Consider the following 13,597-nt stretch of genomic DNA (forward strand, 5'->3'; position numbering starts at 1 on the left):
TTCCCCTGGAACCCGATCCCATGAGCAAGATTCCCCTGGCCGGCGCGCTGCTGCTGGCCCTTCTGCCAGCGGCACCGGTGCTGGCCAATCTCAACGTCCATCCCATGCGCGTGCATGCCGAGGCCGGCAAGACCACGACCGTGCGTGTGCATTCGCAGTCGCCGCAGCCGCAGTACGTGCAGGCCACGGTGAAACGCATCCTGCACCCGGCCAGTGACCACGAGGAAGAAGTCGATGAGGCCGTCGGCACCGCCGCCGTCATGGCGGTCACGCCAGGACGCTTCGGTCTGGCAGGGGGCGGCACGCGCCTGATACGGATCATTCCGTTGCAACCGGTCGAGCAGGAAACCGCGTTCCGCATCTACTTCGAAGGCGTACGCGGTCCTGATGACAGCACGCCGGAGGTGCCGGTGCAGGGCGCCAGCGCCACGTTGGGTGTCAGCCTGGTCTGGGGCGTGCTGGTCAATGTGCTGCCCGCCGAGGGGCGCGTCGAGATGGCCCTGGACGGTGATCGCCTGTTGAACCGCGGCACGCTGCGGCTCGGCGTCAACCAGGTGCAGGACTGCGCCGCAGACGGCCGCTGCACCACGTACGAAATCAAACGCAGCCTTTACCCCGGCGCGGCGATGACGCTGCCGTTCGTGCCCCGCGCTGGCGGGCGTGTGGAGATCGACTACCGGCTCAGCCACGCCGGCTTCCGTGAGCACCGGCAGACGCTGCAGCCCTGACTGCCTGGCCTTGCGCGCCCTCAAGTTCCCGTTTCCCAACCACCGAGACATCGATGAATCGCATCTACCGTTTGATCTGGAATACCCGCCTGCGCTGCTGGGCCGTGGCCAGCGAGCACACCCGTTCGCGCGGCAAGCCGGCTTCGGCGGCACGCCCGCTTGCCGCCGCCCTGTGCGCGATGTTGGCCGCTCCCGCATTCGCGACCGAGCCTGCACCGGATCCGTTGAGCGCGCCCGACGCCACGGCCGCAGAGGCTGACGCACCACCGGCAGAGTGGGACGCGTTGATGAGCGCGTTCATCGGCTCGCCTGCCACGTCGCGCAGTGTCGGCACCACCAGCTACCAGAACGTGCTGATCGGTGGAGGTTCCACGGCCAACAGCACCAAGGGCGTGGCCATCGGCGTGGGTTCGGTCACGGCGTTCGACGGCGTCGGTATCGGCAACAATGCCAAGGGCATTGCCGGTGGCGTGGCCATCGGCATCAATGCGGGCACAGGAAGCGGCGAAGGGGGGACTGCGATCGGCAAAAGCGCCACGGCGCTGGGAGTCGGGGCAGTCGCGATCGGCCTCAACAGCTACGTTGGCGCGCCTGGCAACAGTGCGGTTGCGGTCGGGCGCAATGCCCGGGCCGAGGGCAGCAATGCCACGGCGATGGGGCCGGGGGCACAGGCGTCGGGATCCAGATCGGTTGCGCTGGGCAACAACGCACAGGCGCAGGCGCAGGGATCCATCGTCATCGGCGACGGCAGCAAGCTTGCCAACGGCAACGCACACCACGCCATCGTGATCGGCAGCGGTGCGCGCTCCGGCGGCTACGATGCGGGCATCGCCATCGGCCAGAACGCCGTGACCGACGGCCACGGCAAAGCCGTGGCGCTGGGTGCCAACGCCAATGCCGGGCAGAGCAACGCAGTGGCGCTGGGCGCCGGCTCGGTCACCAGTGCCAGCAACCAGGTCTCGGTGGGCAATGACACCCTGAAGCGCCGCATCGTCAATGTGGCCGATGGCACCCTGAGCACCACCAGCAGCGAAGCGGTGACCGGCAAGCAGCTGCACGCCACCAACCAGAGCATCGCCAGCGCAACGGGTACGGCGAACGCGGCGAAGACGGCCGCAGACCAGGCTGCGACGAAAGCCGGGCAGGCCTTGGCCAGGCTGGATGGCAGCCGCATCGCGATCGGGACCGGCGCCACTGCAACGGGCACCAGCAGCACCGCCATCGGCAATGCCGCCGATGCGTCCGGTGGCTACAGCAACGCCGTGGGTTTCCAGGCGTCCAGCGCCGGCAGCAACGCCGTGGCGATGGGCACCCTGGCATCTGCGGACGGCAGCAGTGCAGTGGCACTGGGTAACCGCGCGCGGACCGAGGGGGGCGACAACGGCGTGGCCATCGGCAATGCGGCGTTGGCCTACAACAACGACGGTCTTGCACTGGGCAACAATGCCCGCAGCGGCGTCAATGCGGCCGGTGAGCGCGTTGACGCGTCCAACGGCGGCGTGGCGCTCGGCACCGGCTCGCGCAGCGGCAATGGCGGCGTGGCATCGGGCCTGCGTGCATCGGCCACGGGCGATCGTGCCGTGGCCATCGGCAACGACGCCAAGGCCGACGTGATCCATGCCACCGCACTGGGCTATCAGGCGGCGGCTACTGGCAACCAGGCCACGGCGCTGGGCCGCGGCAGTGTGGCCAGCGCCCGCTTCGCTACATCCGTCGGCAATCTGTCCGAAGCGACGGCCGAGAGCAGTGCCGCCCTTGGCGACCGCGCGCTGGCCAACCACACCGGTTCGGTGGCGCTGGGCAGTTCCTCCACCACCTCCGGCAGCAACCAGGTCTCAGTCGGTAATGCCACGCTCAAACGCCGCATCGTCAATGTGGCCGATGGCACACTGAGCACCAGCAGCGCCGAAGCCGTGACAGGCAAGCAGCTGCATGCCACCAACCAGAATGTTGCCAGCGCCGCCCAGGTGGCTGCTGCAGCCAAGCAGCAGGCCGATGCTCTGGCAACGCGGCTGACCTCCACGTCCATCAGTGTCGGCGAAGAAGCCAGCGCGGGCGGCCAGACCGCCATTGCACTGGGACGCAAGGCCAATGCACCTGCAGCCGGAGCCATCGTCATCGGCGACGGGGCCGGACTGTCCAACGCAAATGCGCAGCATGCCGTCGTGTTGGGTACCGGCGCGCGGTCCGGAGGCTATGCGGAAGGAGTCGCCATCGGGCACGGCGCGTACACCGGCGGGCGCGGCGGCTCCGTGGCGCTTGGGGCGCAGGCCGAAGCCAGCCATGCCGGCTCGGTGGCACTGGGGCAGCACTCGAAGTCCGGCAGCGACAATGAAATCTCCGTGGGTAATGACGATCTCAAGCGCCGTATCGTCAATGTGGCCGATGGCACGCTGAGCAGCACCAGCACTGAGGCGGTCACCGGCAAGCAGCTGCATGCGACCAACCAGAATGTCACCGCAGTCACCCAGGCAGCTACTGCGGCCCAGGCCGATGCCACACGCGCGCTGACGGCCCTGGCCAGCACCACCATCGCCGTCGGCCAAGGGGCGTCGGCCGGCGGCAATGCCGTGGCGGTGGGCCATTCGGCGAAAGCGGAGGGCTCCCACAGCAATGCCTTCGGTTACCAGGCCAGCGCGGCCGGCACCAATGCGGTGGGCGCGGGCACGCTGGCGGGCGCCGCGGCTGACTCCTCGGTGGCGCTGGGCAATCGTGCCGCCGTGGATGCCACTTCCAGTGGCGCCATCGCACTGGGTACCAACGCCAAGGTCAATGCGCAGGCGGGCAACAGCGTTGCCCTGGGCGCGGGCTCGGTGGCGAGCGGCGCCAACCAGGTCTCGGTGGGCAGTGCCACGGTGAAGCGGAACATCGTCAATGTGGCTGACGGAACGCTGAGCGCAACCAGCGCCGAGGCGGTGACCGGCAAGCAGCTGCATGCGACCAACCAGAACCTCGCCACGGTGAATGCACTGGCCAACACCGCACACAGCATCGCCAACGATGCGCAGACCAAGGCCAACGCGCTGGGGGGGCTGCTCAGCCAGAGTGCCGGCAACAGCGACGTCCGCGTCGGTGCCAGCAATACAGGTGGCGCGGTGGACATGCGCAACCAGTCCAGCGCCAACCGTCGCGTCACTGGCGTGGCCGACGCGGCACTCAGCACCACCAGTGCCGATGCGGTCAGTGGCCGGCAGCTGCATGCCACCAACCAGAACGTCACGCAGGTCACCGCCACCGCCGCCACGCTCAGTGGCCTGGTCGGGCAGGTAGCAGCCGGCGGCGATCTGCGGTTGGGCGCGCAGAACAGCGGCACCCTCCTCGACGTCCGCAACCAGGGCAATGCCAACCGTCGCATCACTGGCGTCGCCGATGGTGTGCTGAGTGCAGCCAGTACCGACGCGGTGAGTGGTCGCCAGCTCAACACCACCAACCAGAACGTGACCACGGCCACCACCCTGGCCAATACGGCGCACACCGTGGCCAACGCCGCCCAGTCCACCGCCAACGATGCACAGGGCAAGGCCAACGTGCTCGGTGGCCTGCTCAGCCAGACCTCGTCCAGCGGCGACGTACGCCTGGGTGCCGCCAACAGTGGCGGCGTGCTGGATGTGCGCAACCAGGGCTACCAGGCGCGTCGCGTGCACGGCGTTGCTGCCGGGCAGCTGTCGGCCACCAGCGACGATGCGGTCAGCGGCCGTCAGCTGTTCGACAGCAACACGCAGATCGCCCGCAACCGTACGGATATCGACCGCCTGCGCGCGGACTTCGAGGACTTCGATCCGGACCTGTCCGATGTGGTGCGCTTCGACGCAGGCGGCAATGTCGACCTTGAGGGTGGCCGCCTGCTCGCCGTAGGCGACGGGCAACTCAGTGCCGACAGCCGCGAGGCGGTCAATGGCGCGCAGCTGTTCGCCACCAATACGAAGGTAACCGAGCAGAGCGCGCAGATCGCTTCCGCGCGGGAAGACCTGGACGCGTTGCGCGTGGACTTCGACAACTACACGCCTGACCTGGGCAGCGTCGTGCAGTTCGGCGAGGATGGCATGGTGGACCTGAAGGATGCGCGTCTGGTTGCTCTGGCTGATGGCGAGATTGCGGCAGGCAGCCGCGAGGCGGTCACGGGCGGGCAGCTGTTCGTGACCAATGAGCGGGTGTCGGTGCTGGAGGAGGCGCAGAAGTATGCAGTCGTTGGTGCCGATGGAGAGAGCCTCGCGGCGCGCGCCGGCCATCTGGCTACCTCGATGGGCAGTGATACAAAGGCTCTCGGCTCCGGATCTACCGCAATTGGCAGCTTCGCTGATGCGCAGGCAACCAATTCAGTTGCGCTGGGACGTGCGGCTCAGGTCTTGGCGGGTGCCGATGACGGATTCGCACTGGGTGCACGCTCACGTGTCAGTGCCGAGAACGGGTTGGCGATCGGTGGCTCTACCCAAATTTGGGAGGGAGCAACCAACAGTGTTGCGCTAGGCTACGGATCTGTCGCTACTGAGGCGGGTGTGGTATCGCTAGGCGGTCAAGGTCTCAGGAGGCGAGTTACCAACGCGATGAATGGTGTTCACGCCTATGACGTAACCACTGTCGAGCAGCTCTCCGGCGTGGTGAGCGCTCTCGGCGGCGGCGCGGGCTTTGCCGCAGATGGCAGCGTGATCGCTCCCTCCTATGGTGTGCAGGGCTCCGTACACGGCACGGTAGGCGATGCACTGGCCGCGCTGGATGCAGGCGTGGACAGCAATCGTGGCGGACTGGATGCGTTGGACGCGCGCCTGGATACGCTGGATCAGGCGCGGGCGATGGCGGATGCCAGTGCCGTGCGCTTCGGCGCCGACCGTTCCGCCGTCGATTTCGGTGGCGCGCGCCTCATCAACGTCGGCGAAGGTGATATCAGCCACGCGGGCAGCCGGGAGGTGGTCACGGGCGGGCAGCTTCATGCCAGCAACCAGCGGATCGCGGGCCTGGAGGAGAGGCACCTGTACGCGGTCGTGGGCTATGACGAGCTGAGCAAGCCTGCTCAAGCAGGGCTTCTGGCAACGGCAATGGGAAGTGACACATTGGCTATGGCTGAGGGGGCCACTGCAATCGGCAGTTTTGCTCAAGCTCGGGGCAAAAATTCAGTTTCTCTGGGTCGCGCGGCATTGGTTCATGAGGGTGCGGAGAATGGCTTTGCGCTGGGTGCACGCTCTCAAGTGCAAGTGCTCAATGGTGTCGCACTTGGTTCTTCCGCTGTAGTTCACTCTGGCGCTACTCAGAGTGTTGCACTTGGCTCATGGTCTGAAGCGCGAGGAGCCAATGAAGTTTCATTGGGGCATGCGACTCTCAAGCGCCGAGTAACCAACGCTGCCAACGGCCGCGATGCCAGCGACCTCACCACCGTCTCCCAGCTCCGCAGCGCCTTCGCGGCCTTCGGCGGCGACATGCGCATGGATGCCGACGGCAACATCATCGCGCCGGAGTTCCACGTGCAGGGCCAGCGGCAGGCCACGGTCGGCGATGCGCTGAAGTCGCTCGACGGCGCGGTGGTCGACACGCGCCGGGATCTGGCCAGCATCGATGCGCGTTTCGAGCGCCTGTTCGACGATGGCGGCGTCCGCAATGACGGTACCGGCCAGCTGCGGCTGGCCGGGGAACACGGCAGGGTGCTGGGCAACGTGGCCAACGGCATGATCGCGCCGGGCAGCCGCGATGCGGTCAATGGCGGTCAGCTGCACGCCGTGCAGCAGCAGCTCAACGGCCGCATCGACGGACTGCAGTCGCAGATCGACGGGTCGGCGACGGCCAGCCGCCAGGCAGCGGTGGACGACGTCGCGGGCGAGTCGCCGGCGGACAGCCAGACCCCGGCTCCGCCGGTCAAGGATGCGCCGTCGGTGGCCTCCACCGACACGCCGAAGCCGAAGCCGGAAGCCGACGATCCGTTGCCGCAGGTGGACTCGCGTGCCGTGGATCAGGCGGTGAACCAGGCGCAGGCCTACACCGACCAGGCGATGGCCAGCGTGGACCGCCGGCTGGACCGGATGGACAAGCGCCTGAACCGCATGGCGGCAATGGGCAGTGCGCAGGCGGCGATGGCGATGAACACCGCCGGCCTGCAGACCTACAACCGCCTCGGCGCGGGTGTGGGCCATGCCGAAGGCGAGTCGGCGCTGGCGGTGGGTTACCAGCGCGTGCTCAACGAGCGCGGCTCGGCCACCTTCAGCCTCAATGGTGCCTTCACCAACAGCGGTGAGCGCACCGTGGGCGTGGGCTTCGGCGTGGGCTGGTAACCGGCAGGGCGACGCGGTCCGGTCGCCCTGATGCATGACGACGCCCCACGCGGTCCGCCGCGTGGGGCGTCTGCGTTGTGGGGCTCAGATGCTGCCGAGATAGCTTTCGATCTGCTCCTGGCTGAGCAGTTCGCGCAGCTGGGCCTGCGAGGCGCGCCGCATCGGCTTCTCGTCGACCGGTGACAGCGGTGCCTGGCGCAGGGCGTCATACGGCAGCACGGCCAGGTCGAACGTCAGTTCCTCCGCACTGAACACCCAGACCGGCACGTCCAGGCTGCGCTCGCGGTCCAGGCGCAGCCGGCGCACGCGCGACTCGGCCGGAATGCCCTGTTCGTCCAGGAAGCGATGCACGGCTTCGGGGTCGTCGCTGTGCAGATGGACCTGCACGGGGCTGTTGGCATCGGCGGTGCCGTCCAGCACCGGGCCGACCAGGCGCGGGGCGAAGGCATGCAGGAATTCCAGTGCGCGCAGCGCACCTTCGCGACGGCGCTGCAGCTCGTTGCCGTGCTGGGGACCAGCGAACAGGCGCTGGTACTCGCGCAGCGCATCCTCGATCTCGACATTGCGGGGCAACGAGGCGTCGTCATGGATGCCGAGCCGGCTGGCCGCCTTCAGTTTGGCCTGGTGGAAGTCGCGGATGCCGCCTTCGGCCATCAGGCGGGCGGCTTCGTGGGCGAGGCGGTGACGACGCTCACGGGTCTGGGTGGTGGCATGCTGGCGGGCGCGATGCATGCGGGAACTCCTGTTGCGACCTGGCTACAGACTAGCGCAACGGTGTGACATCTGCGTGGGGAATGCAGGAGGGATGCGGGGCAGGGCCCACGCTCGGCTGGCCGGGCCGTCGAGCCGGGCATGCGCCGGCTCGACGGTGACGCCCGCGGCGCGCGTCAGAAGATATCGAACGCAGCCGCGTCGGCCTGCGGGGTATTGAGGTTGAGGTCGTAGTCCGTCAGGCGATCCATGTCCTCCACCTTGACCCATTCGGTCGCGCCGTTGAGCGTGGTCTGCACCATGCCGCTGGGCGGGTCGTTCTGCGCGATCGGCGTGTCCTTCAGCGCGGTGCGCATGTACTCGATCCAGATCGGCAGCGCGGCCTTGCCGCCGTATTCGCGGTAACCCAGCGAACGGAAGTCATCGCGGCCCACCCACACGGTGGTTACGTACGGGCCGCCGAAGCCGGAGAACCAGGCGTCGCGGTGGTCGTTGGTGGAACCGGTCTTGCCGCCCACGTCCTCGCGGCCGAGCACCTTGGCCTGGGTGCCGGTACCGCGCTGGACCACATCGCGCATCATCGACACCAGCTGGTAGGCGGTGCGTGCATCGATCGCGCGCGGCGCGGTGCGCGCATCCGGGTTGACCGGTGCGGCAGCGGTTTCGGTGGTGGCCTGCGCCTTGGCGGCGGCCGGGTCCGGCGTGGGGGCCGGGGCACCGAAGTTGAAGCCGTCCACGACCTGGCTGACCGGCTGGTCGCTGCTGCCGGCACAGTCGCGGCAGGCCAGCGCCGGATTCTCCTTGAACACCAGGTTGCCGTCGCGGTCGTTCACCTGATCGATCAGCCAAGTGTCCACGCGCGAGCCGCCGTTGGCGAACACGGCATAGCCACGGGCCACCGACAGCGGGGTCAGCGAGGCGGTGCCGAGCGACATCGACAGGTTCGGCGGCAGCTCCGATTCGGCGAAGCCGAACTCGCTGATGTACTTGCGGGCGTAGTCCACGCCCATGCCGTCGAGCAGGCGCACCGAGACCAGGTTGCGCGACTGCACCAGGGCTTCGCGCAGGCGCATCGGGCCGCGGAAGCCACCGCCATCGTTCTGCGGTGCCCAGGTCTTGCCACGGCGGTCGCGGAACACGACCGGCGCATCAAGCACGATCGAAGCCGGGTTGTAACCCTTGTCGAACGCTGCGGCATAGACGAACGGCTTGAAGCTCGAACCGGGCTGGCGACGGGCCTGGGTGGCGCGGTTGAACTTGTTGCCGGAGAAGCTGAAACCGCCGACCAGCGCCTTCAGCGCACCGCTGTGGGCATCCAGCGAGACCAGCGCGGACTGGCCACGCGGGATCTGGTCCAGCAGCCACTCGCCCTCCTTGTCGCCGGCGCGCACACGCACGATGTCGCCGCGCTGCACCAGCTTGCCGGGGGGCTTGTTGGTCCACCGGGCGGCACCGGCCGGCAGCACGATCTCGCTGCGGTTGGCCAGCACCACCGTGGCGCTGCCATCGGCACCGGCGCTGGCAACGATCGCCGGCAGCAGGCCGGCCTGCGCCGGGATGCCGCGCAGATGTTCGGCCAGGGCGGCGGCATCGTCGCCGGCCCCCAGCTGCACCTGCTTCTCCACGCCGTGCCAGCCGTGGCGGTGGTCATACAGCAGCAGGCCGTCACGCACCGACAGGTTGGCCGCGGTCTGCAGGGTCGAATCGATGGTGGTGGTGACGTGGTATCCCTTGTTGACCACATCGCCGCCGAAGCGCGCGATCATCTCCTGGCGCACCAGTTCGGCCACGTAGGGCGCCTCGACCTGCACCGGCGGCTCATGCGCGGTGGCATGCATCGGCACGGCCTTGGCCGCATCGGCCTCGGCCTGGCTGACGAACTTCAGATCGGCCATGCGCTGCAGCACATAGTTGTCGCGGCGCTGGCGGGCGCGTTCGGGGTTGGAGATCGGGTTGCCGGAGGAGGGGAACTTCGGGATGCCGGCCAGCGAGGCCATCTCATCCAGGTCCAGCTCGGCCAGCTTCTTGCCGTAGTAGAACTCCGCTGCCGCGGCCACACCGTAGGCACGGTTGCCGAAGAAGCTCTTGTTCAGATACAGCTCGAAGATCTCGTCCTTGCTCAGCTCGGACTCGATCTTGCGGGCCAGCAGGATCTCGGCCAGCTTGCGGGTGTAGCTGTACTCGGAACTGAGGAAGAACTGGCGGGCCACCTGCTGGGTGATGGTGGACCCGCCGGGCACGCGCTTGTCGTTGGTGGTGGCCAGCAGCCACACCGCGCGGGCGATGCCCTTGTAGTCCACGCCGCCATGTTCATAGAAGCGGGCGTCCTCGGTGGCCAGGAAAGCCTGCTTGAGCTTCTCCGGCACGTCCTTCATGGTGACCGGGGTGCGCCGGGTCTCGCCGAACACCGCCATCAGCTTGCCGTCGGCGGCATAGACGTACATCGGCTCCTGCATCTCCACGTCGCGCAGGGTCTGCACGTCGGGGAGCTTGGAGGACACAGCGTAGTAGAGACCGCCCACAGCGGCCGCACCGATCAGCGCCAGGACCAGGACAATCAGGAAGATCCAGCGCAGCCAGCGGCGGAGTCGAGTCATCGGGTTCAGATTCCGATTGCGAATTTCGTGGTCGCAGAGTATAGATTACGCAAGGTGGCGGCTGGGGTCGGCACCGGGGAGCGCAAGGGGAAACGCCAGGGGCTGCATCGTGAACCTGTGAGGGAATTCACAGCAGGGCGGTTGCCATTTGCTAAGAATACGTTATTAATGCGCGGTCGCAGTTCTTGCGTCCAAGTGCCCGTCGGCAGGGGAGAAACCGTGGGGCTCATCCCAAAAAGTCAGTCGCCGCTTATTGGCGTCGACATCAGTTCGACTGCGGTAAAGCTGTTGCAGCTTTCCCGCAGTGGCAATCGTTTCCGTGTGGAACATTACGCCGTGGAACCACTGCCGCCGAATGCGGTCGTGGAGAAGAACATCGTCGAGGTAGAGGCCGTGGGTGAGGCCATCCGCCGGGCGTTGAACCGTTCCGGCAGCAAGGCGAAGCAGGCCGCCGCCGCCGTGGCCGGCTCGGCCGTGATCACCAAGGTGATCCCGATGCCGGCCGAGCTCGACGAGAACGACATGGAAGCGCAGATCGAGCTGGAAGCGGTCAACTACATTCCCTATCCGATCGAGGAAGTGAACCTGGACTTCGAGGTGATCGGGGTGATCCCGAACAACCCGGAGATGGTCCAGGTGCTGCTGGCCGCGTCGCGGTCCGAGAATGTGGAACTGCGCCAGTCGGCGCTGGAACTCGGCGGCCTGCAGGCCAAGGTGATGGACGTGGAGGCCTTCGCGGTCGAGAACGCCTTCGCCCTGGTTGCCAGTGAGCTGCCGGTGTCCACCGACGGCGTGGTCGCGCTGGTCGACATCGGCGCCACGATGACCACCCTGAACGTCCTGCGTGGCGGGCGCAGCCTGTACAGCCGCGAACAGGTGTTCGGCGGCAAGCAGCTGACCGACGAGATCATGCGCCGCTACGGCCTGAGCTACGAGGAAGCCGGCCTGGCCAAGCGCCAGGGCGGGCTGCCGGAAAGCTACGAGATGGAAGTGCTGGAGCCGTTCAAGGAAGCCACGGTCCAGCAGATCAGCCGCCTGTTGCAGTTCTTCTACGCCGGCAGCGAATTCAATCGTGTCGATCACATCGTGCTGGCCGGAGGCTGCGCGGTTCTTGGGGGCCTGCCGGAGATGGTCGAGGAGCAGCTGGGTGTGCCGACCGTGGTCGCCAATCCGCTGGCGCAGATGACGCTGGGACCGAAGGTCAACGCGCATGCGCTGGCCCAGGATGCTCCCGCGCTGATGATCGCGACCGGTCTGGCGCTGAGGAGCTTCGACTGATGGCACGCATCAACCTGTTGCCCTGGCGCGCCGAACGGCGCAAGCAACGCCAGCGCGAGTTCTACGCAATGCTGGGCATGGCCGCCGTGGGTGGCCTGCTGCTGTCGCTGATGATCTGGTTCTACTACGACCGCCAGGTCAGTGGCCAGATGGACCGCAATGCCTACCTGCAGGCCGAGATCGACAAGGTCAAGGAGCAGAACAAGGAGATCGACCGCCTGGACGCGCAGAAGGAGCGGTTGCTGGCGCGCAAGAAGGTGATCGAGGAACTGCAGGCCAAGCGCTCGCAGATGGTCCACCTGTTCGACGCGCTGGTGCGCACCATTCCCGATGGCGTCGTGCTGACCGCCCTGAAGCAGGAAGGCGACACCCTTACCCTGGAAGGCCGCACCCAGTCCAACGCCCGCGTTTCGGCGTACATGCGCAACCTGGAGACGTCCGGCTGGATGGCCAGTCCGGAGCTGTCGATCATCGAGGCGCGTGAGCCGGACAAGGACAAGGACGGTCGCCCGGGCCCGGTATCGGACATCAAGGCGCTGCCGTATGTGTTCGTGGTCAAGGTGAAGCTGCCGGCGCAGAGCGAGGAGACCACCGCGCCGCCGGGCCTGAACGCCGATGGCACCGTGGCACCGGCCGCAGCCGCCGAACCGGTCGCACCGCTGTCGGCCGCGCCCGAAGCCGCCGCGCCCGCCGCACCGGCCGCACCCGCCACCGCACCTGCCACCACGCCGGCCCCGGCAACGGCCCCGCCGGCCGCCGCGCCGGCCAAGCCGGAGGGCAGCCGCCTGGCGCAGCCGCCGCAGGCCTTCCACGCCCCGTTGCAGGGGGACCGCGCATGAGCCAGAAGATCGATCTCAAGAACCTGGATTTCAACGACATCGGCAACTGGCCGCAGAAGGCCAAGATCGTCTTCTGCGCGCTGCTGGCGCTGGTCATCATGTTCGTGGCGTGGATGCTGCTGATCAGTGGCAAGCGCGAGGAACTGGAGGGCCTGGAGCGGCAGGAGAGCGAGCTGCGCACCGAGTTCACCAAGCAGCAGGAACGTGCGGTGAACCTGGCGCCGCTGAAGCAGCAGCTGGCACAGATGGAGCAGGTGCTGCAGCAGATGCTGCGGCAGCTGCCGAGCAAGACCGAAATGCCGGACCTGATCATCGACATCTCGCAGACCGCGTTGTCCAGCGGCCTGTCCAACGAGCTGTTCGAACCCGAGTCCGAGCAGATCAAGGAGTTCTACGCCGAGAAGCCGATCAAGCTGCGGATGGTGGGCAGCTACCACCAGTTCGGTGCGTTCGTCAGCGGTGTGGCCTCGTTGCCGCGGGTGGTCATCCTGACCATGCACGACATCAACCTCAAGCCCAAGGACAAGACCAGCGGCAATGTCCGCGCAGGTGCGCTGGAGCTGTCCGGCACGGTCAAGACCTACCGGTATCTGGACGAAGCCGAAGTGCAGGCGCAGCAGAGCGCTGACGCCGGCAAGGAGGGCGGGAAGTGATGCGCGCACAGATCGTACGCGGGTCGATGGTGCTGGCGGTCCTGCTGCTGGCCGGCTGTGGCCGCGGCGTGACCAGCACGCCGGGCGATGCACCGAACCTGGAGAAGTGGGTGGAGGGCGAGCGTGCGCGACCGGCGCAGCCGCTGGAGCCGCTGCCGGTGATGCAGCAGTTCGAGACCTTCGAATACTCCGCGCAGGGCATGCGCGATCCGTTCACCGATGCCTGGACCAATCCGCAGCAGGGGAACGGCGGATTGCGACCGGACCCGAACCGGCGCAAGGAGCCCCTGGAGGGCTTCCCGCTGGACGCACTGGACATGGTCGGCACCATCGGCACCGGCGGCAGCACCGTCGCGCTGGTGATGGGGCCGGACAAGGTCACCTACCGGGTCCGCCCGGGCGGCTACCTGGGGCAGAGCGACGGGCGGGTCACCGCGGTCTTCGAGGACCGCGTTGAACTGATCGAACTGGTGCCGGATGGCGCGGGTGGTTGGCTGGAACGGCCAGCGACGCTCGCGCTGGAAGATCAATGAT

8 protein-coding genes are annotated in these 13,597 nt (G+C 67.5%); 6 read left to right on the forward strand and 2 right to left on the reverse strand.

From position 1 onward, the window contains the following. Positions 1-20 precede the first annotated feature (20 nt). Both ACVOKU_RS10115 and ACVOKU_RS10120 read left to right on the forward strand, forming a co-directional pair. The gene (locus ACVOKU_RS10115; protein ID WP_481559822.1) at positions 21-728 is read left to right on the forward strand and encodes a pilus assembly protein; all 708 of its coding nucleotides are present in this window, start codon (positions 21-23) and stop codon (positions 726-728) included. 53 nt (positions 729-781) lie between these two features. Next, the gene (locus ACVOKU_RS10120; protein ID WP_481559823.1) at positions 782-6,985 is read left to right on the forward strand and encodes an ESPR-type extended signal peptide-containing protein; all 6,204 of its coding nucleotides are present in this window, start codon (positions 782-784) and stop codon (positions 6,983-6,985) included. An 84-nt stretch (positions 6,986-7,069) separates the two neighbouring features. Here ACVOKU_RS10120 and ACVOKU_RS10125 read toward each other — a convergent pair whose 3' ends face one another. After that, the gene (locus ACVOKU_RS10125) at positions 7,070-7,717 is read right to left on the reverse strand and encodes a hypothetical protein (RefSeq protein WP_459040106.1); all 648 of its coding nucleotides are present in this window, start codon (positions 7,715-7,717) and stop codon (positions 7,070-7,072) included. A gap of 155 nt (positions 7,718-7,872) precedes the next feature. Then, positions 7,873-10,293: a penicillin-binding protein 1A gene (locus tag ACVOKU_RS10130; protein WP_481559824.1), complete on the reverse strand. Its 2,421-nt coding sequence runs from the start codon at positions 10,291-10,293 to the stop codon at positions 7,873-7,875. Between the two features lie 219 nt (positions 10,294-10,512). Here ACVOKU_RS10130 and ACVOKU_RS10135 point away from each other — a divergent pair, with 219 nt between their 5' ends. Genes ACVOKU_RS10135 through ACVOKU_RS10150 form a run of 4 tightly spaced genes read left to right on the forward strand, consistent with a single transcriptional unit; the run spans position 10,513 to position 13,596 of the window. After that, the gene (locus tag ACVOKU_RS10135; RefSeq protein ID WP_053518451.1) at positions 10,513-11,571 is read left to right on the forward strand and encodes a pilus assembly protein PilM; all 1,059 of its coding nucleotides are present in this window, start codon (positions 10,513-10,515) and stop codon (positions 11,569-11,571) included. Continuing rightward, positions 11,571-12,410 carry a PilN domain-containing protein gene (locus ACVOKU_RS10140; protein WP_481559825.1) on the forward strand — a complete coding sequence of 280 codons (840 nt, stop codon included), beginning with the start codon at positions 11,571-11,573 and terminating at the stop codon, positions 12,408-12,410. Before ACVOKU_RS10135 ends, ACVOKU_RS10140 begins: the two co-directional genes overlap by 1 nt. Then, the gene (locus ACVOKU_RS10145) at positions 12,407-13,063 is read left to right on the forward strand and encodes a type IV pilus inner membrane component PilO (protein WP_460255958.1); all 657 of its coding nucleotides are present in this window, start codon (positions 12,407-12,409) and stop codon (positions 13,061-13,063) included. The genes ACVOKU_RS10140 and ACVOKU_RS10145 overlap by 4 nt, the downstream gene beginning before the upstream one ends. Beyond that, positions 13,063-13,596: a pilus assembly protein PilP gene (locus ACVOKU_RS10150; protein WP_053518457.1), complete on the forward strand. Its 534-nt coding sequence runs from the start codon at positions 13,063-13,065 to the stop codon at positions 13,594-13,596. Before ACVOKU_RS10145 ends, ACVOKU_RS10150 begins: the two co-directional genes overlap by 1 nt. The last annotated feature ends 1 nt before the right edge of the window (position 13,597 follow it).

This window comes from Stenotrophomonas sp. STEN147, assembly GCF_056757995.1.